Annotated in this window: 26 protein-coding genes and 1 pseudogene; 24 read left to right on the top strand and 3 right to left on the bottom strand. The window is 32.2% G+C overall.

Going from position 1 to position 25,707, the window contains the following annotated elements:
• The first annotated feature begins 7 nt into the window (after nt 1-7).
• The 21 genes and pseudogenes from HMPREF2597_RS07640 to brnQ all read left to right on the top strand — a co-directional run bounded on the left by HMPREF2597_RS07640 (nt 8) and on the right by brnQ (nt 21,101).
• Nucleotides 8-964, top strand: a complete 957-nt coding sequence (locus HMPREF2597_RS07640; protein WP_002478224.1) for a thymidylate synthase — start codon at nt 8-10, stop codon at nt 962-964.
• Nucleotides 965-1,004: 40 nt separating this feature from the next.
• Nucleotides 1,005-1,490 carry a dihydrofolate reductase gene (locus HMPREF2597_RS07635; RefSeq protein WP_002459164.1) on the top strand — a complete coding sequence of 162 codons (486 nt, stop codon included), beginning with the start codon at nt 1,005-1,007 and terminating at the stop codon, nt 1,488-1,490.
• Between the two features lie 485 nt (nt 1,491-1,975).
• Nucleotides 1,976-2,815 carry a DegV family protein gene (locus HMPREF2597_RS07630; protein ID WP_002459163.1) on the top strand — a complete coding sequence of 280 codons (840 nt, stop codon included), beginning with the start codon at nt 1,976-1,978 and terminating at the stop codon, nt 2,813-2,815.
• Nucleotides 2,816-2,909: 94 nt separating this feature from the next.
• Nucleotides 2,910-3,437, top strand: a complete 528-nt coding sequence (gene msrA / locus HMPREF2597_RS07625; RefSeq protein WP_002459162.1) for a peptide-methionine (S)-S-oxide reductase MsrA — start codon at nt 2,910-2,912, stop codon at nt 3,435-3,437.
• Entirely contained in the window at nt 3,430-3,858 is a 429-nt protein-coding gene (msrB, locus tag HMPREF2597_RS07620; RefSeq protein ID WP_002459161.1) for a peptide-methionine (R)-S-oxide reductase MsrB, read from the top strand. Before msrA ends, msrB begins: the two co-directional genes overlap by 8 nt.
• Nucleotides 3,859-3,870: 12 nt before the next feature.
• A complete protein-coding gene (locus HMPREF2597_RS07615) occupies nt 3,871-4,371 on the top strand; it encodes a PTS sugar transporter subunit IIA (protein ID WP_002459160.1) in 501 nt (166 codons plus the stop codon).
• Nucleotides 4,371-4,592: a YozE family protein gene (locus tag HMPREF2597_RS07610; protein WP_002478222.1), complete on the top strand. Its 222-nt coding sequence runs from the start codon at nt 4,371-4,373 to the stop codon at nt 4,590-4,592. The genes HMPREF2597_RS07615 and HMPREF2597_RS07610 overlap by 1 nt, the downstream gene beginning before the upstream one ends.
• Before the next feature lie 204 nt (nt 4,593-4,796).
• Nucleotides 4,797-6,212 carry a S41 family peptidase gene (locus HMPREF2597_RS07605; protein ID WP_225306515.1) on the top strand — a complete coding sequence of 472 codons (1,416 nt, stop codon included), beginning with the start codon at nt 4,797-4,799 and terminating at the stop codon, nt 6,210-6,212.
• 15 nt (nt 6,213-6,227) lie between these two features.
• On the top strand, nt 6,228-6,731 hold the full coding sequence (locus HMPREF2597_RS07600; protein ID WP_002459157.1) for a GNAT family N-acetyltransferase: 504 nt from the start codon (nt 6,228-6,230) through the stop codon (nt 6,729-6,731).
• A gap of 17 nt (nt 6,732-6,748) precedes the next feature.
• The gene (locus tag HMPREF2597_RS07595; RefSeq protein ID WP_002459156.1) at nt 6,749-7,822 is read left to right on the top strand and encodes an undecaprenyldiphospho-muramoylpentapeptide beta-N-acetylglucosaminyltransferase; all 1,074 of its coding nucleotides are present in this window, start codon (nt 6,749-6,751) and stop codon (nt 7,820-7,822) included.
• 14 nt (nt 7,823-7,836) lie between these two features.
• Entirely contained in the window at nt 7,837-8,460 is a 624-nt protein-coding gene (locus HMPREF2597_RS07590) for a phosphatase PAP2 family protein (protein WP_002459155.1), read from the top strand.
• A gap of 416 nt (nt 8,461-8,876) precedes the next feature.
• Nucleotides 8,877-8,975, top strand: a pseudogene (locus tag HMPREF2597_RS12910) (hypothetical protein); the annotation flags it as partial.
• Between the two features lie 135 nt (nt 8,976-9,110).
• On the top strand, nt 9,111-9,770 hold the full coding sequence (locus HMPREF2597_RS07585; protein ID WP_002459153.1) for a response regulator transcription factor: 660 nt from the start codon (nt 9,111-9,113) through the stop codon (nt 9,768-9,770).
• Entirely contained in the window at nt 9,767-11,146 is a 1,380-nt protein-coding gene (locus HMPREF2597_RS07580) for a HAMP domain-containing sensor histidine kinase (RefSeq protein WP_002478220.1), read from the top strand. The genes HMPREF2597_RS07585 and HMPREF2597_RS07580 overlap by 4 nt, the downstream gene beginning before the upstream one ends.
• 194 nt (nt 11,147-11,340) lie before the next feature.
• Nucleotides 11,341-14,148, top strand: coding sequence for a 2-oxoglutarate dehydrogenase E1 component (locus HMPREF2597_RS07575; protein WP_002478219.1), 2,808 nt, complete (start codon nt 11,341-11,343; stop codon nt 14,146-14,148).
• Nucleotides 14,149-14,161: 13 nt separating this feature from the next.
• Entirely contained in the window at nt 14,162-15,472 is a 1,311-nt protein-coding gene (gene odhB, locus HMPREF2597_RS07570; RefSeq protein WP_002478218.1) for a 2-oxoglutarate dehydrogenase complex dihydrolipoyllysine-residue succinyltransferase, read from the top strand.
• A gap of 288 nt (nt 15,473-15,760) precedes the next feature.
• Nucleotides 15,761-16,567: a VOC family protein gene (locus HMPREF2597_RS07565; RefSeq protein WP_002478217.1), complete on the top strand. Its 807-nt coding sequence runs from the start codon at nt 15,761-15,763 to the stop codon at nt 16,565-16,567.
• Nucleotides 16,568-16,603: 36 nt separating this feature from the next.
• Complete coding sequence (locus HMPREF2597_RS07560; protein WP_002459148.1) at nt 16,604-16,807, top strand: DUF6501 family protein; 204 nt, start codon at nt 16,604-16,606, stop codon at nt 16,805-16,807.
• A gap of 126 nt (nt 16,808-16,933) precedes the next feature.
• On the top strand, nt 16,934-17,725 hold the full coding sequence (locus HMPREF2597_RS07555; RefSeq protein WP_002478216.1) for an ATP-binding protein: 792 nt from the start codon (nt 16,934-16,936) through the stop codon (nt 17,723-17,725).
• A gap of 16 nt (nt 17,726-17,741) precedes the next feature.
• Nucleotides 17,742-19,631 (top strand): vWA domain-containing protein, encoded by a 1,890-nt coding sequence (locus HMPREF2597_RS07550; RefSeq protein ID WP_002459146.1) that lies wholly within the window; start codon nt 17,742-17,744, stop codon nt 19,629-19,631.
• Nucleotides 19,632-19,757: 126 nt separating this feature from the next.
• Nucleotides 19,758-21,101 carry a branched-chain amino acid-like transporter carrier protein BrnQ3 gene (brnQ, locus tag HMPREF2597_RS07545; protein WP_002459145.1) on the top strand — a complete coding sequence of 448 codons (1,344 nt, stop codon included), beginning with the start codon at nt 19,758-19,760 and terminating at the stop codon, nt 21,099-21,101.
• A 55-nt stretch (nt 21,102-21,156) separates the two neighbouring features.
• Here the strand turns inward: brnQ and HMPREF2597_RS07540 are convergent, their stop codons facing one another.
• Genes HMPREF2597_RS07540 through HMPREF2597_RS07530 form a run of 3 tightly spaced genes read right to left on the bottom strand, consistent with a single transcriptional unit; the run spans nt 21,157 to nt 23,220 of the window.
• Nucleotides 21,157-22,296 (bottom strand): toxic anion resistance protein, encoded by a 1,140-nt coding sequence (locus tag HMPREF2597_RS07540; protein ID WP_002478215.1) that lies wholly within the window; start codon nt 22,294-22,296, stop codon nt 21,157-21,159.
• A 24-nt stretch (nt 22,297-22,320) separates the two neighbouring features.
• Complete coding sequence (locus tag HMPREF2597_RS07535; RefSeq protein WP_002478214.1) at nt 22,321-22,944, bottom strand: 5-bromo-4-chloroindolyl phosphate hydrolysis family protein; 624 nt, start codon at nt 22,942-22,944, stop codon at nt 22,321-22,323.
• A 15-nt stretch (nt 22,945-22,959) separates the two neighbouring features.
• Nucleotides 22,960-23,220 (bottom strand): acylphosphatase, encoded by a 261-nt coding sequence (locus tag HMPREF2597_RS07530; protein WP_070817254.1) that lies wholly within the window; start codon nt 23,218-23,220, stop codon nt 22,960-22,962.
• Between the two features lie 167 nt (nt 23,221-23,387).
• On the opposite strand from HMPREF2597_RS07530, the gene msaA reads away from it, so the two are divergent.
• From msaA to HMPREF2597_RS07515, 3 genes are all read left to right on the top strand, one after another.
• Nucleotides 23,388-23,696, top strand: coding sequence for a regulatory protein MsaA (gene msaA, locus HMPREF2597_RS07525; protein WP_002459141.1), 309 nt, complete (start codon nt 23,388-23,390; stop codon nt 23,694-23,696).
• Between the two features lie 204 nt (nt 23,697-23,900).
• Nucleotides 23,901-24,101, top strand: a complete 201-nt coding sequence (gene cspA, locus HMPREF2597_RS07520) for a cold shock protein CspA (protein ID WP_002433901.1) — start codon at nt 23,901-23,903, stop codon at nt 24,099-24,101.
• Nucleotides 24,102-24,523: 422 nt separating this feature from the next.
• Entirely contained in the window at nt 24,524-25,330 is an 807-nt protein-coding gene (locus HMPREF2597_RS07515; protein ID WP_002478213.1) for a hypothetical protein, read from the top strand.
• The last annotated feature ends 377 nt before the right edge of the window (nt 25,331-25,707 follow it).

Below are 25,707 nucleotides of genomic sequence, written 5' to 3'. Positions count from 1 at the left end.
TTAAATAATGTTAAATCCATTTGATGCTGCATATCATGACTTATGTGAAGATATATTAGCTATCGGTAAAAATAAAGATGATCGTACGCAAACAGGAACAGTTTCCAAGTTTGGACATCAGTTGCGCTTTGATTTAACCAAAGGATTCCCATTGCTAACAACAAAAAAAGTGTCTTTTAAATTGGTGGCTACAGAGTTACTGTGGTTTATTAAAGGTGATACGAATATTAGATATTTATTACAACACAATAATAATATCTGGAATGAATGGGCTTTTGAAAAATATATTAAATCCTCTGATTATCATGGGCCAGATATGACTAATTTTGGTCATCGCTCATTGGTTGATGATCATTTCAAAGCACAATATAAAGAAGAAATGACACGATTTAAAGAAAATATTCTCACCGATGATGCATTTGCTAGAAAATATGGAGATTTAGGAAATGTATACGGAAAACAATGGCGCGATTGGGTGGACCAATACGGCAATCACTTTGATCAGTTAAAGACGGTCATTGAACAGATAAAAACCCATCCTAACTCTAGACGTCATATTGTTTCAGCTTGGAATCCTGCAGAAGTTGATACAATGGCTTTACCACCATGTCATACTATGTTTCAATTTTATGTACAAAATGGCAAATTAAGTTGTCAATTATATCAGCGAAGTGCTGATATCTTTTTAGGTGTACCTTTTAACATAGCAAGTTATGCTTTATTGACCCATTTGGTGGCGAAAGAATGTGATTTAGAAGTTGGTGAATTTATCCATACATTTGGCGATGCACATATTTATTCTAATCATATAGATGCAGTTCATACACAACTGAGTCGCAGTAGTTTTGAACCACCAACCATTCGTATTAATACGGATAAATCTATTTTTGATATTAGTTATGAGGATATCGAATTGATAAATTATCAATCACATGCAGCGATTAAAGCGCCTATAGCTGTTTGATAAACAAGCATTTAACAACTAATAGTAAAGGAGTGCAATTATGACATTATCAATATTAGTAGCACATGATCAACAACGCGTGATTGGCTATAATAACGATTTACCATGGCATTTACCTAATGATTTAAAGCATGTGAAAAAATTGTCAACAGGCAATACGTTAGTCATGGGTAGAGGAACTTTTGAATCCATTGGTAAACCTCTACCTAATCGACGTAATGTTGTATTAACACATAATCAAAATTTTCAACATGATGGTGTTGATGTTATCCATTCTATTGATGAAATATATAATTTGCCAGGTCATGTATTTATTTTTGGTGGGCAAAGTCTTTTCGACAAAATGATTGATAAAGTAGATGATATGTATATTACTGTGTTAGAAGGGAAATTTAAAGGTGATACGTTCTTTCCGCCATATACTTTTGAAGAGTGGGAAGTTGCATCTTCAGAAGAAGGTGTTTTGGATGAAAAGAATACAATTCCTCATACTTTTTTACATTTAGTTAGACGTAAGAAAAATTAGAGCTAATGGCGTGGAGCCCCAATTCACAGCTCGCAAAGCTTGATGAAATGCTTTTTAGTATTTTCTCTATGCTGAAGGCATAAAGTCGATCGCTCGCTAAATATAATTTTAGAATTCAGTTTGACTTAAGCTATAAACGTCATTAATGCGTATTTGTAATATAAATCAGTTGTACTTTATAAATAATGTTAGTATGATGCTAACTAAAGTAACAACGTGAGTGTTATGTTTAAATAATTAATCCTAAGTAATAAAGATGCAAATTTGGGTTAGATTTTGTGTCACAAACATGAATAATTAGTTAAATGTTTAAAATAAATAAAAAGTGCAATAGTGAAAAATGTACTTTTGTCAGCTTATAATAACTAACAAATAGACTTTAAAATACGTAATATGCTATTCTCCATTGAAGTTATTAATGACTGAAACGTAAAGTTATAGTCTAAAATTATACGAAATATATCATTTTTTGGGGGAAGGACTTTATGAAACAACAGGTTATTGTTACCGACTCAACTTCAGATTTAACACATCAATACTTAGCAGAGCATCAAATCCATGTTGTACCGCTCAATTTAACGATTGATGGTAAATCATACGTAGACCAGGTTGATATTTCGTCGGAAGAATATATAAACAGAATTGAAGATGAGGCTGATGTTAAAACGAGCCAACCTTCTATTGGAAAATTTATCAATAAATATGAAGAATTGGGTCAACAAGGTGTTCAAATTATTAGTATACACATGTCATCTGGATTAAGTGGTACGTATCAAACAGCAGTTCAGGCCAGCCATATGGTTGAGGCTGATGTTACAGTTATTGATTCAAAATCTATTTCATTTGGTTTAGGTTATCAAATAAAATATTTATCTGAAATTATTAATAAAGGTTATAGCACTGATGAAATTGTTCAAAAAGTGAAAGATATGCAACAAAATATTAAATTATTTGTTGTTATTGGGCAGTTGAATCAACTAATTAGAGGCGGTAGAATTAGTAAAACGAAGGGCTTAATTGGTAATATTATGAAAATTAAACCAGTTGGTACGTTAGTAGATGGCAGCCTTGAAATTGTGCATAATTCAAGAACGCAAAATGCGAGTATTAAATTTTTAAAAAAAGAAATCGCAGAATTTGTTGAAAATCACAAAATAAAGTCCATTGGTATTGCACATGCTAATGTTATTGAATTTGTTGATAAAGTAAAACATCAATTTACGGAGTCATTTGACTTTGAAAATTATGATGTTAATGTAACAACACCTGTAGTTTCAACACACACAGGCCAAGGTGCTATAGGCTTGGTTGTTTTGCGAGACTAAGTGGAATATTCTGAGTTAAAACATAAATCGTAAATGTAAATTATTAATAGCTAAAAATTAGCGTGAATTATGAGATAATTAAGGAGGCAATGATATGGCATATGCAACGTTGGCTGGTGGTTGTTTTTGGTGTATGGTAAAACCTTTCACCTCATATCCTGGTATTGAAGATGTTGTTTCTGGATACAGTGGAGGGCATATTGAAAACCCTACTTATGAACAAGTTTGTACTAATCAAACAGGCCATAGAGAAGCCGTACAAATCACGTATAATCCTGATATTACATCTTTTGAGAACATATTAGATGTCTATTTTAAAACCTTTGATCCTACTGATAATAAAGGCCAATTTTTTGATCGAGGCGAAAGCTATGAACCAGCAATTTTTTATCATGATATAGCACAGAAAAAAGCTGCTGAATTAAAAATTCAACAATTAAATGAACAAGGCATCTTTAAAAAACCAGTGATTACACCAATTATTGAATACAAAAACTTTTATCCTGCCGAAACATATCACCAAGATTACTATAAAAAGAATCCACAGCATTACGAACGGTATCAACAAGGTTCGGGACGTAAAGGTTTTATAGAATCACATTGGGGAGGACAAAATGATTAAAAAGAGTAAAGATGACTTAAACGAAATGGAATATCTTGTTACACAAGAAAATGGAACAGAGCCTCCTTTTGAAAATGAATACTGGAATCATTTTGAAAAAGGGATTTATGTTGATAAAATTTCTGGGCAACCACTTTTTACATCAGAAGAAAAATTTGAATCGAGTTGTGGTTGGCCGAGCTTTTCAAAAGCTTTGAATGATGATGAAATTGTGGAATTAGTTGATAAAACATTTGGTATGGTGAGAACTGAAGTACGTTCAGAACAAGCTAATAGTCATTTAGGGCATGTTTTTAATGATGGTCCTAAAGATCAAGGCGGATTAAGATATTGTATCAATTCTGCAGCCATTCAATTTATTCCATATGACAAATTACAAGAGTTAGGCTATGGGGATTTAATCCCTCATTTTGAAAAATAGGAGTGACCTAAAATGTTTAAAAAGCTATTTGGTAAAGGCAAAGAAGTTAATAAAAATATTGAAATTTATGCACCATTAACTGGTGAATACGTAAAAATTGAGGATATTCCAGATCCTGTATTTGCACAAAAAATGATGGGTGAAGGCTTTGGTATTAATCCAACTGAAGGCGAAGTGGTTTCTCCAATCGAAGGGAAGGTTGATAACGTATTCCCAACAAAACACGCAATCGGATTAAAAGCGGATAATGGTTTAGAACTATTAGTCCACATTGGTTTAGATACAGTTCAGCTAGATGGAGAGGGCTTTGAAGTATTAGTAAGTAGCGGTGACACTGTTCAAGTTGGAGATCCTTTAGTGAAATTTAACTTAGAGTATATTAGCAATAATGCTAAGTCTGTAATATCTCCAGTTATTATTACAAATACTGATCAAACAAGCGCTATCAATATCAATGATGTCAACGCTATTGTCAAAGGTGAAACAAAAGTAGTTGATGTGACAATGAAATAATGAAAGATTATTCATTCTATCATTTTGCCTTAACAGCACGTGGACGTAAAGATGACAAAGGAAAATTAGCTGAACAAATTTTTAATGATTTATCATTTCCAAAGCATGAAAATGATTTTAATAAACTATCAGAATATATAGAAACGCAAAGTGAATTTACGATTCCAATGTATGTGTTTGACGATTTATATGAAGAATACTCTGAGTGGCTAAAATTTTAATCTAAATTTCTATAATATTTAATTATAGAGGTTGAGACGCATCGTATTTTTATGCTCCCAACCTCTACTTTTTTATTTGCGTTTATTGACGAGAAACGACATACTGATAATATCCAAAAAGCCTTAAGAAGGTCATGAGGGAATAGTTACATAGAGGGAAGTGTTAAAGTGAGTCAAGAAACTGAACATCAACAAATCGACGAAATGGATGAGCATAAAAGTGTGAAATTCAGATTTTGGAAATTTGTAGTACTACAACTCGTTATAATTTTAGCTACGATAGCAATTACAGTTTGCATTACTTTAGCTATCAGTCATAAAGTGAGTGGGCTCACAAAAGATGAGCGACAAGCGATGAATAAAATTCAATTTGTATATAAGACATTAAACAATGATTATTATAAAAAACAAAGTCCTAATAAATTAACTGAAGCTGCAATTGACGGTATGGTCAAAGAGTTGAAAGATCCATATTCTGAATATATGACTAAAGAAAAAACAGAGTCATTTAATGAGGGAGTTTCTGGTGATTTTGTTGGTATCGGTGCTGAAATGCAGCAAAAAAACAATCAGATTATGGTAACAAGTCCAATGAAATCATCTCCGGCTGAGAAAGCAGGTTTACGACCTAAAGATATAGTAACTAAAGTTAATGGTAAATCTGTTGAAAAGCAAAGATTAGATCAAGTAGTGAAAATGGTTAGAGGTAAAAGAGGCACAACTGTAACTTTAACGATCAAACGCGGTTCTGAAGAAAAAGACATAAAAATTAAACGAGATAAAATTCATGTTAAGAGTGTGGAATATAAGAAAAAAGGACAAATTGGAGTTATTACCATAAATCGCTTCCAAGAAAACACTTCTGGAGAATTAAAATCAGCAATTTTAGATGCACATAAACAAGGTGTACACAATGTCATATTGGATTTACGAAATAATCCAGGTGGCTTATTAGATGAAGCCGTGAAAATGGCGAATATTTTTATAGATAAAGGTAAACCCGTAGTTAAATTAGAAAAAGGAAATGACAAAGAAACAATCGATACTTCAAATGACTCATTAAAAGAAGCGAAAGATATGAAATTTTCGATTTTAGTGAATGAAGGTTCGGCAAGTGCATCTGAAGTATTTACTGGCGCATTAAAAGATTATGGTATAGCTAAGGTATATGGCTCAAAAACATTTGGTAAAGGGATTGTTCAAACAACAAAAGAATTTAAAGATGGTTCTTTACTAAAATATACACAAATGAAGTGGTTAACACCTAAGGACCATTATATTCATGGTAAAGGTATTCAACCAGATATCAAATTAGATACGCCTAAATACCAATCATTAAGTGTTATTCCGAATGATACAAGCTATCATAAAGGAGACAATAATAAACATGTGAAAGCTATGAAGATTGGTCTAACAGCATTAGGATATAAAGTAGATAATGAATCTAAAGACTTTGACGACAACTTAGAACAAGCAATTAAAGCATTTCAACAAGATAATAACTTAACTGTAAATGGACAATTTGATAAGGAAACAAATGATAAGTTCACAGTACAATTGGTTGAAAAAGCAAATAAAGAAGACAAAGTTCTAAATGAACTTTTAAAAAAATTAAAATAAAGAGGTGTTCTTAACATGATTAGATTAGCAATTAAGAATGATTTGCCATACATTGAAGCATTAGTAGAAACTGCCAAAGAAATAATGAAAGAATTTAATAATAATCAATGGGATGACAAATATCCTGCACGAGAACACTTTGAAGAAGATATTGCGAATCAAACATTATATGTACTAGAGGACAATGATGAAATCCAAGGCTTTATTGTTGTCGACCAACAACAATCAGAATGGTATGATAAACTTGACTGGCCAGTTAAACGGGAAGGCGCATATGTTATTCATCGCTTAGCTGGAAATCCTGAATATAAAGGCGCTGCAACTGAATTATTTAAATTTGCTGTTAATTTAGCAACAGATCACGGTATACATGTTATTTTGACAGATACATTTGCATTGAATAAACCTGCACAAGGTTTATTTGAAAAATTTGGTTTTACAAAAGTTGGAGAAGCTGAAATCGACTATCATCCATTTGATAGAGGTGCGCCATTTTATGCCTATTATAAAAACATTTAAGAATAGAGGTTATAATTATGACTAAAATTGCATTTACAGGAGGCGGAACAGTGGGTCATGTATCAGTAAACTTAAGTTTGATACCCACTGCGTTAAATCATGGATATAGTGCATTTTATATTGGTTCAAAAGCAGGAATTGAGAAAGAAATGATAGAATCTCAATTACCTGATATTGAATACCATGCTATTTCAAGTGGTAAATTACGTCGCTATATTTCTGTTGAAAATGCTAAAGATATTTTTAAAGTGGTAAAGGGAATATGGGATGCTCGCCGCATACTTAAAAAAGAAAAACCTGATTTGTTGTTTTCTAAAGGCGGATTTGTCTCAGTTCCAGTGGTTATTGCTGCTCGTACTTTAAACATACCCACTATTATTCATGAGTCTGATTTAACACCAGGATTAGCGAATAAAATTAGTCTAAAATTTGCGAAAAAGATTTATACAACATTTGAAGATACACTGAACTACTTACCAAAATCAAAGGCTGATTTTATTGGTGCAACCATACGTGAAGATTTAAAGCATGGTCATGCTTCAAGAGGGTATGAATTAACTCAATTTGATAAAGATAAAAAAGTCTTATTAGTAATGGGAGGTAGTCTAGGAAGTAAAAAATTAAATAGTGTTATTCGTGAAAATTTAGAGGCACTGCTCGAAGATTACCAAATTATCCATCTAACAGGTAAAGGACTTATTGATGGCTCGATTCAAAAAGAAGGTTACATACAATATGAATTTGTGAAAGAAGAATTGACGGATCTGTTAGCTATTACAGATACTGTAGTTAGTCGAGCTGGATCAAATGCAATATACGAATTTTTAACGCTGCGACTGCCAATGTTATTAATTCCTTTAGGTTTAGACCAATCACGTGGTGACCAGATTGATAATGCAAAATATTTCGAATCAAAAGGTTACGGGCGTGTCGTTTTAGAAGAAGAACTATCATCAACTAAGCTATTAGAGCAGCTAGGAGATATTGAAGCATCACGAGATAGTATAATGAATCATATGTCAGACTATCAAGAAAGTTATACCAAAGAAGATTTATTAAATAAAATCATCGATGATGCACTCAGTCATTAAGAGGGGGAAATTTTGTGAACCGCACGAAGCGCATTTCATTGCTCATTATTTTTACATTAGTGTTTGGAATAATAGCTTTCTTTCATGAGTCTCGTTTGGGAAAGTGGATTGATAATGAGGTTTACGAATTTATTTATGCTTCAGAAAGTTTTATCACGACATCTATATTATTAGGTGCAACCAAAATTGGTGAAGTGTGGGCCATGTTGTCACTTTCTCTAATGCTGATTGCCTATCTCATGCTTAAACGTTGTAAAATAGAAGCACTCTTTTTTGTACTAGTTATGGGACTATCAAGTATACTCAATCCGGTGTTAAAAAATATATTTGACCGTGAAAGACCAACTTTATTGCGATTAATTGATATCACTGGATTTAGTTTTCCAAGTGGACATGCTATGGGTTCGACCGCATTCTTTGGAAGCGTGATGTTTATTATTAACCGTAAAATGTCTGGCGCTGATAAAGGTATTATTATTGGCTTATGTGCATTAATGATTTTGATGGTATCCATCTCTAGAGTTTATTTAGGAGTTCATTATCCTACAGATATTGTTGCCGGTATCATTGGTGGGGTATTTTGTATTGTTTTATCAACGCTAATTTTAAGAAAAAAACTCTATAACATTACAAATTAAAAAATCAATGCAAGTTAAATCATTAACTATCATTTTAAATAGCCAAAACTAATCAGCCAGGACAAAATATCTTTGACTGGGGCCCCAACAGAGAGAATTTCGAGAAGAAATTCAACAAGCAAAGCAGGTTGGGGTACCTAAAGCTATCCCCTTAGCAAGTGAGCCAACAATATAAAGTATTCAATATAAAGAAGCACAAAGATGATTTATTTCACATCACCTTTGTGCTATTTTTTGGAATTTATATTCCAATTTTTTCTTAACATTCCGAGTTATACGATTAGGAATGTCAGTGTCAAAATATAGATTAAAAGCAGCTACCATTAGGGAGCTGCTTTTATGTACACGTTTAGCGTTATTGTAAGCTTTACGTTAGTCTTTTAAGGGCATATAAAAGGGGAATTCGAAAATGATCAATCCATAAGAACGAATATGTGGGGGGAGTTCTATTTGGTATTGATAATCATTTTCAATTATTATTATACATCATTGATAATGATTGTCAATTAGAAAACTGAAATTTTTATGATAAATTTTTGAAAGTTAATCATAAATCTTAGACTATGGTTGGTGGTTAAATATTTTGTATTATAATAAAATAGAAAAGTCAGGTAGTGAAATAAAGAGTGTAATGCAAAAGAGGTGGAGAAATGGCAAATATTTTAATTGTCGAAGATGAACAAAATTTAGCTCGTTTTCTAGAGCTGGAATTAACGCATGAAAATTATAAAGTGGACATAGAGAATGATGGGCAAAGTGGTTTAGATAAAGCGTTAACCAAAACATATGACTTGATTATATTAGATATAATGTTGCCTCATATTAATGGTTTAGAAATCTGTAGAAGAATTCGTCAGCAATACACGACACCCATAATTATTATTACAGCAAAGAGTGAAACGATGGATAAAGTAACTGGCTTGGATTATGGGGCAGATGATTATATTGTAAAACCATTTGAAATTGAAGAATTATTTGCTCGAATACGAGCGATTTTACGCAGACAACCCCAGAAAGATGTTATCGATATTAATGGTATTATTATTGATAAAAATGCTTTTGAAGTAACCGTGGACGGGACACAACTAGATTTAACTAAAACAGAATATGATCTTTTGTATGTTCTTGCAGAAAATAGGAATCATGTCTTGCAACGCGAACAAATACTTGATCATGTATGGGGATATGATAGTGAAGTTGAAACGAATGTTGTAGATGTTTACATCAGATATTTAAGAAATAAGTTAAAGCCTTTTAATAAAGAAAGAACGATTGAAACAGTCCGAGGCGTAGGATATGTGATACGATGATAAAACAACGTAAACTAAAATATAAATGGATGATTATTACAACTTTGATTATGTTCTTAACAATCTTGTTATTCTGTCTAGTGATTATCTTTTTCTTGAAAGATACCTTAAAAGATGGTGAATTAGATGAAGCTGAAAGAAGCTCAAAAGATATAGCTAATTTATTGGAGTCTAAACCTATTGATACAATTTCTCCATTAGACATTAGTGCATCGCTGGAGAATTTTCAAGAAGTATTAATCTATGATCATAATGGAAAAAAACTATTTCAAACTGCGAACAATAATGCTACACACTTTTATCCTGCTTTCGATAAGGATAATCATGACCGCATAAAAATTATGAGCAGAAATGGTGAAGACTATATTGTGTTGACTGAAACAATTGATACGCCAAGCTTTCATGGTTATACAGTATTAGTGCATTCCCTACAAAAATTTAATAATACTGTAGGTTCAATATATGTTGTTGCTTTAGTATTTTGTATTATTGCAACTATCATTACAGCAGGCATTAGTTACATATTTTCATCACAAATCACAAAACCAATTGTGACTATGTCAAACAAAATGATTCAAATCCGGCGTGATGGTTTTCAGAAAAAATTAGAATTAACAACTAATTATGAAGAAACAGACAACCTTATTGATACATTTAATGATATGATGCTACAAATCGAAGAGTCATTTAATCAACAGCGGCAATTTGTAGAAGATGCTTCGCATGAATTGCGTACACCACTTCAAATTATTCAAGGCCATCTTAATTTAATTCAGCGCTGGGGTAAAAAAGATCCAGCAGTGTTAGAAGAATCACTCAACATTTCCATTGAGGAAATGAATCGAATTACAAAGTTAGTTGAAGAGTTGTTGTTATTGTCAAAAGATAATGTTACACATTCAGCCAATGAACATGAACCAGTTGATATAAACATAGAAATAAGAACGCGTATTAAATCTTTAGAGCAATTGCATCCTGATTACAACTTTGAACTTAATTTATCACCCAAACAATTACTTCTATATATGAACCGTCATCAATTTGAACAATTATTGCTTATTTTTTTAGATAACGCTATGAAGTATGATACAAAGCGTAAGAAAATTAAAGTTGAAACACAATTACGCAATAAATTAATTACCATTAAAATCACGGATCATGGTCAAGGTATACCAAAAGCAGATCAAGAATTCATATTTGACCGTTTTTACCGTGTTGATAAATCTCGTGCCCGTAGTCAAGGTGGAAATGGGTTGGGGTTGTCTATTGCTGAAAAATTAGCGACTGCAAATGGTGGATATATCACTGTTGATAGTGAAGTTAACCAATATACTACATTTACTATTCAATTTGAAAAAGACGCCAACCTTGCATAACCGTATAAGAAATGGTGAATTATGCATTTTCTTTATTTATAAACAATAAAATTAAATGCCTGAAAAGGTTAGCAGAATCACATTTTGAATGGGTTCTGCTTTTTATTTTTTAATCCATATATGTACTTTATCAATGCATAAATTAATGCTATTATTAACGTGTAAGCGTTTAACTATTATGTGGAGGGTATCATATGACAAAGGATAAGACAGATGTTACAGAAGCACCTGTAAACTTTGGCGCAAATCTTGGTTTAATGCTGGATTTGTATGATGATTATTTGCAAGATCCATCATCTGTGCCTGATGATTTACAAGTGTTATTCGGAACAATAAAAAATGGTGAAGCTCATACTATAGCTCAGCCAGCCACAGATGGGAGTGGTGACTTAACGGATGATAGCACAATTAAGCGAGTAATGCGCTTGATTGATAATATTAGGCAGTATGGCCATTTATTAGCAGATATATATCCGATAAATCCTCCTAAAAGAACACATTTACCTAAATTAACAATCGAGGATTTTAATTTAGATAAACAAACTCTAGAAGGTATAACAGCAGGCATTGTTTCAGATCATTTTAAAGATATATATGATAATGCCTATGAAGCAATTAAACGTATGGAACAACGTTATAAGGGGCCAATTGCTTTTGAATACAATCATATAAATAATAATAAAGAACGTACGTGGCTAAAACGTCGAATTGAAACGCCGTATAAAGCTACATTAAATCATGATCAAAAAAGGCATTTATTTAATACTCTCGCACACGTTGAAGGTTTTGAAAAATATTTGCATAAAAACTTTGTTGGTGCAAAACGATTTTCTATTGAAGGCGTGGATACATTAGTGCCCATGTTGCAGCATACATTGAGACGAGCGGCTGAAGAAGAAATTCAGAATATTCAAATTGGCATGGCACATCGAGGTAGATTAAATGTTTTAACACATGTGCTGGAAAAGCCATATGAAATGATGATATCGGAGTTTATGCATACTGATCCAATGAAGTTCTTACCTGAAGATGGTAGCTTAGAATTAACTGCTGGATGGACAAGTGATGTGAAATATCATTTAGGCGGAGTCAAAACAACGGATACGTATGGTATTCAGCAACGTATTTCATTAGCGAATAATCCAAGTCATTTAGAAATTGTAGCACCGGTAGTTATTGGAAAAACGAGAGCAGCACAAGATAACACACATGGCGTAGGAAAACCTACGACAGACTATCATCAATCTATGCCTATTATTATTCATGGTGATGCTGCTTACCCAGGTCAAGGTATTAACTTTGAAACAATGAACTTAAGCAATCTTCACGGTTATTCCACTGGTGGCACATTGCACATTATTACAAATAATAGAATTGGCTTTACAACAGAACCGATTGATGGACGATCTACAACATATTCAAGTGACGTAGCGAAAGGTTATGACGTTCCTATTTTACATGTTAATGCGGACGATGTGGAAGCAACTATTGAAGCTATTGATATTGCGCTTGAATTTAGAAAGGAATTTCATAAAGACGTTGTTATTGATTTAGTCGGTTATCGTCGCTACGGACATAATGAAATGGACGAACCATCAATTACGAATCCAGTGCCTTATCATAATATTCGTCAGCATGACTCAGTGGAATTATTATATGGCAAACAATTAATTGATGAAGGTGTTATCTCTGAAGATTATATGAATGAAACAATTGAACGTGTGCATAAAGAGATGCGTGCAGCACAAGATAAGATCGATAAAACAGATAAAATGGATGACCCTGAAATGGCTAGACCAAGTGCACTACAAGCGCCATTAGAAAGTAAAACAGCATCATTTTCAGTTGAAAAGTTAAAAGAAATCAACGATGCGATGTTATCTTATCCAGAGGGATTTCATATATTAAAAAAATTAAATAAAGTATTAGAAAAGCGTCGAGAACCATTTGAGAAAGAGGAAGGATTAGTTGATTGGGCTCAAGCAGAGCAACTTGCATTTGCGACAATACTGCAAGATGGGACTTCAATACGTTTAACTGGACAAGATAGTGAGCGTGGTACGTTCAGTCATCGCCATGCTGTATTACATGATGAAGAAACTGGAGACACATACACGCCATTACATCATGTGCCACATCAAAAGGCGACGTTTGAAGTCCATAATTCGCCACTTTCTGAAGCAGCAGTAGTTGGATTTGAATATGGCTATAATGTTGAAAATAAAGAAAGTTTTAATATTTGGGAAGCACAATATGGAGACTTTTCAAACATGGCACAAATGATGTTTGATAATTTTATGTCAAGCGCACGAGCAAAGTGGGGAGAACGAAGTGGCCTAACATTATTTTTACCACATGCTTTTGAAGGACAAGGACCAGAACATTCATCAGCACGGCTAGAACGTTTTTTACAATTAGCTGCAGAAAATAATAGCACTGTCGTTAACCTATCAAGCGCAAGTAATTATTTCCATTTATTACGTGCTCAAGCAGCAAGCTTAGGAACACAAGCCATGAGACCATTGGTTGTAATGTCACCAAAAAGTTTATTGCGCAATAAAACAGTAGCACAACCTATTGATAAATTTACTGAAGGGCAGTTCCAACCAATTCTTACCGAGACTTATAATCCTAAAAAAGTGAAAAAAGTTGTACTGGCTTCTGGAAAAATGTTTGTCGATTTGAAAGAATATTTGGTTAAGAATCCAGATGAACAAATATTATTAATTGCTGTTGAACGTTTATATCCATTCCCAGAAGATGAGATAAAGGCAATATTTGATACATTACCGCATATCGAAAGTGTATGTTGGGTACAAGAAGAACCTCAAAATCAAGGTGCATGGTTATATGCATATCCACATCTTAAATCTATCACACCAGAACAAATTAATTTAAGCTATCATGGAAGAATTAAACGCGCAGCTCCGGCTGAAGGTGATGGTGAAATTCATAAACTTGTGCAAAGTAACATTATTAAAAGTGTCTTAAAACGAAACTAGGGGGAAATTATTTATGCCAGAGGTTAAAGTTCCGGAATTAGCAGAATCAATTACAGAGGGGACCATTGCAGAATGGCTTAAAAATGTTGGCGATTCTGTTGAAAAAGGAGAAGCAATTTTAGAATTAGAAACAGATAAAGTTAATGTGGAAGTTGTATCAGAAGATGCAGGTGTGATTCAAGAACAACTTGCTAATGAAGGTGATACTGTTGAAGTAGGACAAGCCATTGCCATTGTTGGAGAAGGTAGTGCTGAAGCGAAATCAGCAGAAGCTTCAAAATCTGACGGTAAGGCTGAATCTAAAGGTGAGTCGGAGTCAGAAACAACTACAAATACAGCTAACGAAGACACAACTCGTGATCATGAACAGCGACAAGATGAAGCTGAAAAAGCAGATCGTTCTGACGAAGTAAAAAAACATACTCAACGTGTAAATGCCACACCTTCAGCACGTCGTCATGCTTTAAAACAAGGTGTAGACCTTGCTGAAGTAGCAGGTAAATCTAATGATGTCGTAAGAAAAGAAGATATTGATCAACGTCAACAACAGTCATCAAATAAAAAAGCAGAAACGGCACAAAGAAAAGCGCCAGAAACATCATCATCTTCGACACCAAACAAACCAGTTATTCGTGAAAAAATGTCTCGTCGTAAGAAAACAGCAGCTAATAAATTGCTTGAAGTATCAAATAATACAGCAATGTTAACGACATTTAATGAAGTTGATATGACGAATGTGATGGAATTACGTAAACGTAAAAAAGAAAAATTTATGCAAGATCATGATGGTACAAAATTAGGATTTATGTCATTCTTCACAAAAGCAGCAGTAGCCGCGTTGAAAAAATATCCAGAAGTCAATGCTGAAATTGATGGAGATGACATGATCAAGAAACAATATTATGATATTGGTATAGCTGTATCAACAGATGATGGTTTATTAGTTCCATTTGTAAGGGACTGTGATAAGAAGAATTTTGCAGAAATCGAACAAGAAATTGCTAATTTAGCAGTTAAAGCGCGTGATAAAAAATTAGGCTTAGACGACATGGTAAATGGATCATTTACAATTACTAACGGTGGTATCTTCGGTTCAATGATGAGTACGCCAATCATCAATGGTAGTCAAGCAGCAATATTAGGTATGCATTCAATTATGACACGTCCAATTGCAATTGATAAAGATACAATTGAAAATCGACCAATGATGTATATTGCTTTAAGCTATGATCACAGAATTATTGATGGTAAAGAAGCAGTAGGTTTCTTGAAAACAATTAAAGATCTCATTGAAAATCCAGAAGATTTATTATTAGAATCATAATTACGCATTAACTAATATGATATATCTTTATAAGAGCAGGTTTGTCATTTGATGGCCTGCTCTATTTATTTTTATTACTAATTTAAAATATAAAGATTAGTTATAAATGTAATTGAATCGTTATCTTGCATGAATAGTGTTAGTTCTTTTAAAATGAAACAGCTCAAAATAATTTGCTGGTTGGGGAGAAGCGAAAAAATGAATGGCGTACTTCAGAACCTCATCATATAAATCATTTAAGAAATAAGTTATAATGACAATGAAATGAATAAAATAGGGGTGTCTTTTATGAGCGGACTGAGAAGTGTCACGATTGGGACAAGTGATATGATGAGTACAAAGGCTTTATTTAAAGATATAGTTGGTATGAATATTGTTGATAAAAACAACGCATTGCGCTTTGGCGATGCAAATTTAAGTCCAGGTACACGATTACATTTTGTTGAAGTACCGCATAGTGATTATCGTAATCAACATATTGCTAGTGTTGGATTTCGTACACCTACTGATGAAGGTTTGATAGAATATCAGGAAATATTTAAGAGCCATAATATTACTTTTGGTGATATGTCTGAATTAAATGGACATAAACATTTTAATTTTATGGATAAAAACCAACAAATTTTTGATATTTATTCAAATGAACATAATGTTGGTATTCAATTAGGTATGCCTGATTTTGATAGCTCAGTTAATCCTTTGCATCAGGTTCAAGGGTTAGGGCCGGTAATCCTTCAAGTGAATGAGTTATCTGTGACGGCATCATTGCTTACACATGTCTTTGGATTGCATCATTTTGCAGAATATGAGTCTTCAGAATTCGAAGATAAAAAAATCCAAGTATTTAAAATTGGAGATGGTGGTTTAGGTGGAGAAATACATTTATATCAAGCAGAACCACAAATCGAAATGACTGAAGAGGGTGTTGTAGAACAAGTAGAATTTGCTACTCAAGATGTACACCAATTTAATCAAGCTTTGTCTGATCTTAAAGAAATAGGGGTACCTTATCAAACACTAAATCAAGGTGATGTTAAATCGATACGCATCACTGAAAATAGTGGTATTTCATTTATTTATACATTAGAAAATTAAAATTTATATAAATTGTACAAAGGAAGGTCATGTAATATGCTACACGAAACATGGAAAACAAAAACACCAATTAAACAAGTTGAAGTGGTTAATACAGATGCTAAAAAATTTACAGTATCCGATATGTTAACTATAGGACAACGATATGATGTTATTAATGAAACAGAAGAATATTATCAAATTATTGATAATTCTGGATTAGTTGGTGGTTATTATAAAACGTACTTTAAAGAAGTATAGAAAATAAGTTTAATGTGATTGTACAATAACTTAATAATAAATATAGGATCTAGGCTGAGTACAGTGATAATTGTTCCTTTCCTAGGTCTTATTTTCATTTAATTAACTAAAGGAGTTCATAAATTAATGGTACAAAATCAATATAAAAATTCAGATGAATCGGTTTTTAATGATGCGAAGGCGCTATTTGAATTGAATAAAAATATTTTATTAAAAGGCCCTACAGGATCTGGTAAAACAAAATTAGCAGAAACTTTAAGTGAAGTCGTCCATATTCCAATGCACCAAGTAAACTGTTCTGTTGATTTAGATGCAGAGAGCTTATTGGGGTTCAAAACGATTAAAACAAATGACCAAGGTGATCAGGAAATTGTTTTCATTGACGGACCAGTCATTCGTGCTATGAAAGAAGGTCATATTTTATATATTGATGAAATCAATATGGCCAAACCCGAAACATTGCCAATATTAAATGGTGTACTTGATTACCGACGCAAATTAACAAATCCCTTTACTGGTGAAGTAATTGAAGCAGCTCCTGGATTTAATGTTATTGCAGCGATAAATGAAGGATATGTAGGGACATTACCAATGAATGAAGCGCTTAAAAATCGTTTTGTTGTTATTCAAGTAGACTATATTGATGGAGACATATTAAGCAATGTGATTAAAGAGCAAAGTCGTTTGCAAGACGATAAAATTATTGCGCAAATCATCAAATTTAATGAAGACTTAAGAACCATGTCAAAACAAGGCCAAATTTCTGAAGAAGCAGCTAGTATACGTGCTTTAATAGATTTAAGTGATTTAATTACAGTTATGCCTATTGAACGTGCCATACAGCGAACAATTATCGATAAACTAGAAGATGAACGTGAACAACAGGCAATTAAAAATGCAATCGAATTAAACTTTTAGAAAGGGATAGTTGATTATGAGCGATCGTTTTATAAAATTTAATGATGAGCAACTAGATGCTAAACAAGTGATGATGTTGCAAGATTTAGCACGCTTGCTCTTAAAAAACGAACAGACAACCGTTAAAATTCAAAAATTCCCTTATTATGATCCAATGAATAATACATTGATTACAAGCTGGTTTTGGTCTCATCGACCTAAACAAATTGAACGTGCAGGTTTAAAAACAGACGTCATGCTCGCAGCTTACGGTTACAAATTGATGGACGAAAAAATAGTTAATGAGGTTATTCACGACAAAGCATTTAAACATCCTAAATTTTATCAGCAAATTTTTCGATTATTAGAAGATTCACGAGTATTTAATCATATACGTAACGATCGACCTAGTACTGCTAAGATTATAGATTTACGTCTGCAAACGCGTTTGTCTTATACTGAATCACAAATTAAATTTTATAAGACTAAAACCGTGTATACAGATTTGCTATTTTTATATTTAGAACGCGCATTTTTAACTCAAAATTTCTTTGAGATTCCAACAATTCATGCACAAATAGATGATATATTAAATCATATGTTCCAATATTTGCCTAACTTCTTCCAAAATAGATCTTCTGAAGATAATATGTACCTCGCACAACGTATTATGTTTCAAGTGGATGATATACTAAAGGAAGATATGCTGAATGAATATTATCATTTACCTAAAAAGGTATATGAAGCAATACAAGAAATGACATTTGAAGAGTTAAAACGTACTGATGCAGCTAATGTAGATGGACATGATAATACAAATGAAGAAACCGATTCTGAGTCTGCTGAAGCCGATACAAATGCGGAAGATAGTAAGTCAGAAGGTGGCGCTTATCTAGAAATGGAACTTCACGAAGGCGAAAACAGTGATGTCATGAGTGACAATGATACAGCACGTGAAGGAGATTCATCTGACGATATGACAGATATGATGACTAAAAAAGGACGTGGCTCTGAAAGTACGCTGGATAACCAAGAAGGTGGTGCCATTGGTCAAAATGCTTCGTTTGCACTAAAAGGTATCAATGAAAATGTTGAAATTAAATGGCAAATTCCTGATATCTTACCAGAATATTTGATGCAGTATCAAACCGTTAAATCAGATGTCCAATTTGAAACAAAAGATTTAATACAAATTATTAAAAAAACAATTGAGCGTGAGCATCAAGATGAGCGTCACAATTTAACTAAGGGACGTTTGCAGCGAAATTTAACCAATTGGTTCATAGATGATCAATATAAATTATTCTACAAGAAGCAGGACTTGAGTAAGTCATTTGATGCAACTTTTACACTACTTGTAGATGCTTCAGCAAGCATGTTTGACAAGATGGAAGAAACAATAAAAGGTGTCGTCTTGTTCCATGAAACATTAAAATCGTTGAATGTAAAACATGAGATATTAGCATTTAACGAAGATGCTTTTGATTCGGATGAAACACGTCAACCTAATATTATAGATGAAATTATCAACTATGATTATTCTACATTAGAACGTAGTGCACCTCGCATTATGTCACTCCATCCACAAGATGATAATAGGGATGGCGTAGCTATTAGAATTGGTAGTGAACGATTATTGAGACGTAGTCATAACCAACGATTTTTAATTGTCTTTTCAGATGGTGAACCATCTGCATATAATTATAGTCAAGATGGTATCTTAGATACTTATGAAGCTGTTGAGATGTCAAGAAAATACGGTATTGAAGTATTTAATGTCTTTTTAAGTCAAGATCCAATTACTGAAGAGATAGAACAAACAATTCATAATATTTATGGTCAATATGCCATCTTTGTTGAAGGTGTAGAAAATTTACCGAGTCACTTGTCACCACTATTAAAAAAACTACTGTTAAAATCCCTATAAATTAATGTTATTCAATAAGTAATATTAATTTGATTTTTAAATTTTCTGAAATTAACTAGACTTTTAAATCCTTTTTATGCTAGAATTTAAATTATTGCAATTTTACAGATAAAAAGGAGCAGTAGCATGAATAAGAATACTTGGATAATCGGTTTCACTTTATTTGCTATGTTTTTTGGAGCAGGAAATCTGATATTTCCACCTAATCTTGGACAAGATAGTGGCCGCTTTTTTTGGCCAGCAATCATCGCTTTTTCATTAACAGGAATCGGTTTACCTTTATTAGGTGTCATGGTAGGTGCTCTTGATAAAAATGGATACATTGGCTCATTTAATAAAATTTCACCTAAATTTTCAGTAGTATTTCTTGTTATCATTTATTTAACTATTGGACCGTTATTTGCAATTCCTAGAACTGCATCGACAGCATTTGAGATGACAATTACACCAATTGCACATACGAATGGTAACGTAGCATTATTAATTTTCACATTAATCTATTTTCTAATAGTTTTATATCTGTGTATCAATCCGAATAAAATGGTTGAACGTATAGGCTCATTGTTAACACCATTGTTATTAATTACAATTTTAGCAATGATAGTTAAAGGATTTATAGACTTTGGAAGCAATCCGCCGTCTCATGGTAATTTAGATTTATATCAATCTCATTTTGGTGCTTTTACAAAAGGCTTTACGGAAGGTTATTTAACGATGGATGCGATAGCAGCAATTGCATTTTCAATGATTGTTGTCAATGCTGTTAAACTAACAGGGGTAAACCATGCTGATCAAATTTTTAAGCAAACTGCATTAGCTGGTCTAATTGCTGCAAGTGCTTTAGTATTTATCTACATTTCTTTAGGATTTTTAGGTAATCGTATGGCTATCTCGCAGGACAAGTTAGATTTATTAGTTTCTCATAATCAAAATGTAGGAACATATCTGCTTACATTGATTGCTTCAACAGGTTTTGGATTATTGGGGAAATATTTATTGGGAATAATTGTGGCTTTGGCATGTTTAACGACAGCTTGTGGTTTGATAGTGGCTGTAAGTCAGTATTTTAATAGTATTTTGCCAAAAATTCCATATAAAATGTATGTTGTTTTCTTTACGTTTGTGAGTTTTCTATTGGCAAATTTGGGATTAAACAACGTTATAGCAATGTCAGTACCTGTACTAAGTATCATCTATCCAGTTGCTATTACAGTAGTGCTACTTATATTATTAGCACGTTTTATACCAACAAAACGAATTGCCCAACAAATACCTATTGTTGTAGTTAGTATTGTATCAGTGCTAAGTGTGATGAGTACGAGTGGTTGGATAAAAATGCCATTCATTGCGCATTTACCTTTAAAACAATATTCATTAGAATGGCTACCTATCGCAGTGATAGCTACTGTAATAGGTTATATCGTGTCAATATTTATTAAGCAAGAACATATTATATATCAGAAAGAATAAATAAATGCGCTAGGGTTATCTGCTCCTAGCGCATTTATTTAATATTCGGTTGAATTTATTTATTGTGTCGCATATTGTTTAAATGTGTCTTTAGTTCAGTTTCAAGTTGATTAAGTTCTTTTTCGGCTTGCTGACGTTTTTGTCGGCCTTGTTGTTGAATTTCAAGTGTTTGTTCTATCGTTTGAATAATATCACTTTGAGTTGCTTTAAGTGTGTCTAAGTCTACAATACCACGTTCATTTTCGGTTGCTGTTTCAAGCGCATTTTGTTTTAACATTGATGCATTTTGTGTAAGTAGATCATTTGTAGTATCGGTAACGGCACGTTGTGATCTAACAGCGTGTCTTTGTCTTAATAGTGTCAGTGCAATAGCCATTTGGTTTTTCCAAAGGGGGATACTAGTTAAAATAGAACTTTGAATTTTCTCAGCTAAAGCTTGGTTAACATTTTGAATCATTCGAATTTGAGGTGCAGTTTGTAGTGCAATTTGACGTGAGAGTTGTAAATCATAAATTCTTTTGTCTAATCGGTCAACGAATTGTTCCATATCGGCGATATCTTGAATAGCCATTTGATTGTTATTTTGTTGTGTATGTTCGCGCATACGAGGCAATGTCTCTGTTTGTATTGCTTCTTTCTTTTGTTGAGCTGCTAAAATATATAATGAAATGTCATCAAAGTAATTTTTATTTAATTCATAAAGTTCGTCTAATAACGCAATATCACGTGATAAATGATCTTTGTGTTGATTCAATTGGATAGTAATACGGTCAATTTGTGAACTGACAGATTGCATTCTAGAAAACATTTCATTTATAGAAGCTTTTGTGCGTCTAAATAATCGTTTCAATTTAGATTGCTTCTCAGGACTCAAATCATCCGGGTTAACTGCTTTTAATTTCGACATTAATTGATTTAGAGTATCGCCTACAGGGCCAACATCTTTACTTTTTACTTCATCTAACATATGATGAGAAAATTGAGACATCTTTTGTTGTAAATTTGCACCAAAAGCTAGTAGACTTTCATTGTCTAATGGTTTAATCGTTTCACATATTTCTTCAATTCTACGAGTTTCTTCAGGTGTTAGCTTTTGGATTTGTGAGTTATTCTCTTTATTTGGAGAATGAGAAGTTTGACCATTGATATATTCGTCTAGAGGATGTGACTTAAAAGATTGTTTCTCATTGCTCATTTCGTTATTCACTCCAGTGCTAGTTTATAATCGCTTTCGTTGCTGTTCGATTTTATTTAGTTCTATCTCAGTATCTAGTCGTTCATAGTCTTCTTCATTTAGTCGCTTCAAATCGGCAATAAGTGTGCGTTTAATTTCATCCAATGTAATACGCGTTTGCTGTAGTTTTTGTTTTTCTGCTTTCGATTTTTTAGGCATTCGTGCTAAGTGAGTATAAGATTCCACAAGATTTAAAGCGTTGTCTATGTGTGAATAAAAAAAGCTTTCCACCTTAAAAAACATACGTGGTCGTTGTTTTACGCTAAAATGTATGGACTTTGCAATACGATAAATATCATTTATTTGTCTAAAATCTTGTATAGATCTAATATTGATAAAGGATTTTATAATACTTCGGATTTTTTTGTGAGAAATACTTAATTGCTGTCTGACAAAACGATAGTCTCTTCTTGATAAGCCAATATCAATTAAATATTTGCGAGAGGTAAGACGCTGTGTCGGTAGGTAGGAAACAAAAAACATCGATAACCCAATTAAAGCATCTAACAGAAAAGAAATATCTAATACGAAAATACTCACAATACATGATATTATCGCGATTGGCGTGCCCACTAGAACACCGAAAATTCGAGAAATAGTGTACCTCACGGTCATCTTCCTTTGTTAAATAGTTTTAAATTCTTTAAGTTGGTTATCAATTTCAAGTGTTTCGATTTCATAGTCATCAACATGTGATGCACCTGTTGTTACACTTGCAATAAACTGATTTAATTGTTCTTCATTCCCTTGAGCATATATATCTACATAATCTTCAATATTTTGTACTGTCCCAGTTATTTTGAATTTATGTGCAATTCTTTGCGTATAAAATCTAAAGCCCACGCCTTGTACGATACCATAGATCTTAATATGTTTGCGTTGCATAACATCACCCCTTGTTTATATTATACGAACTTTTAAACTAAAAACCTAATAATTGCTACAGCTATCGCAAAGGGCATCCGTCAAAAGTATGAGTCGGAATGCTTGAATTTATAAACTAAAAAGCTAAAATATTGATTATAGGTATAGCATTCAGGGGGGAAACTTAAATGTGGACAGTGGCAAAAATAAGGGCTGATTATGAGGGCTGGTGGCTATTTAGTGACTGGACTGATAAAATTGTGAAACAAAGTTCATTTTCGACATACACTGAAATGCTTGATGCTTATAAAGCACTTATTAAACAAAGTAAAAAAGACTATGATAACTATGTTGTAGGTAAGTTTAATATACATGCTTTTTATAACAATTGTGATATGAATTATTGTGAAGATTGTGAAGAGGACTTACAAATATTTTATAGCTTTATTGTATTAAATAATAATGAGGTTTATTTAAATATGCCAAAATTTGAATAAACAATAGTTTTCTACATTTATATTGCATTTTGGCGTAATCTAACATATAATAACAACTAAGCAGTAGTTTTATTCCATATTGCAAAGAATATCTGAAGTTTTATACATAATTATTAATTAGTTATACATAATACATACATGTATTTTTTGTAATATGCGAATAACGCATATTGTATGAATTTTAGTCTTGGAGGTTTCACAGTTATGAAACAAGGTACAGTAAAATGGTTTAATGCTGAAAAAGGTTTTGGTTTTATCGAAGTTGAAGGAGAAAACGACGTATTCGTACACTTCTCAGCTATTAACCAAGATGGTTACAAATCATTAGAAGAAGGTCAATCAGTAGAATTTGAAGTAGTTGAAGGCGACCGCGGACCTCAAGCTGCAAACGTTGTTAAACTATAATAAATATATTGTAGATAATTGACTTCACCACACCTTACCAAGATGTAAGGTGTTTTTTTATTAGATTATGAAAACGAAAATTATGTGTTATAGATGCATGATAAAGACGCTTAAACTCATCAATATAAACAAATAGTTGCAAAATATGATAAGATTAAATTGCTTGCAAAAATGTATTATTCTTTTTCAAAAAGTATACAAATTTAATTGTTTTATAGAATTAGATTAAAACAAATTACATTGAATATACGTATTAAGAATAAAATAAATCACTATCACAAAATATGAGTGGCATTAAGAAAGAAATATTAACAAGAGTATGAAAGTCAAAGTATAGAATAAATAGGTAATATTTTGCTTGTAAATCTATTAGAATATAACGATTGTTATGTGAAAATTCAATAGTGAGGATGAGTGGAATAATGAGTATAGCTTGCGTTTTCATAATATGGCTATTTTTAACAATATTTTTAATTTTAGTAACAGGAAATTTTGTTATAAAAGGTGAAACATTTCCTTTAGAAAATTTATGGATTTTCATTGTACTTTGGATCATTTTGTTTTTTGTAATTATAGCTTTTTTACTATATAGAAGATATACACAAAAACAGTTTGCTAAAATTATAAAAGATGCAAAGAATAACGAATTTAAAATTTTTGCTAATGGAGAATATTTTTATCAAGCACCATTAATAACGATTGATAAACAATATATTCCAATATACGGCAATAAAAATATATACTATACAACGGATTTTAATAATGTAATTCAAAAGTGGATGAGTATAATTGGTTTTTTTCCTCTTTTTGGAATATTTTTAAAATCAGATAATCATATTTTAAAAATAAAACGAATAAAACTTTTGTCTTTACGTCCTCATTATAAAGTGTATCTGGATAAAACTAATATAGGGATTTTACAAAGACAAAAATTGATTACAGAAAAAGGAATGAAACAACAACTACCATATACGTTTTATTCTAATAAGAACACAATGTATAAATTTATTAATCCTTATTTAAGTATGAACACTAAAATTGTAAAAGATGACAAAGTGATATTTGATGCTCACAGAAGTTTCTTCGATTTAAATAAGATTCAATATACAAAAAGTAGGGGTGAAAGACATACAATTCAAATAGATAACACTTCTGAATTAGATTATCCTGATGAAGTTTTTCTAGGGTTATATATACAAATTATGATAAATAAAAGAACTAATGATTAAATTTTATTTAAGTGATAATATAAATTTTCTAATCTAAATATAACAAACAAAGTTAGAAGAGAAGTTGGTTTTGTCTTAATATAAGAAAAATAATGAAAAAGGGACAGTATGAGACATAAATATCTCGGATTAAAGAGAAAATGGTAATTTCTAGCGAAATAAGATAGAAATTACTATTTTCTTCGTTATTTTAGGGTGATATGATGTAGCACCACGATGATATTTGAATTCCTCGAATTTATTATCTGGGATTGTTTCGATAATGTTATTAACATATCGTGACATGTCATGTGTGGGGATAAGAACTGAAGTTTCCATTGGTCGTGTAAGTTAAGTCATGTTATATTCTTTATACATAAGGCACTTCGTTAATTTAG

Source organism: Staphylococcus sp. HMSC063A07 (assembly GCF_001836955.1).
GTDB lineage: Bacteria > Bacillota > Bacilli > Staphylococcales > Staphylococcaceae > Staphylococcus > Staphylococcus lugdunensis.
The sequence above is the reverse complement of the archived record's forward strand: the minus strand, read 5'-3'. Positions and strand labels throughout refer to the sequence as shown.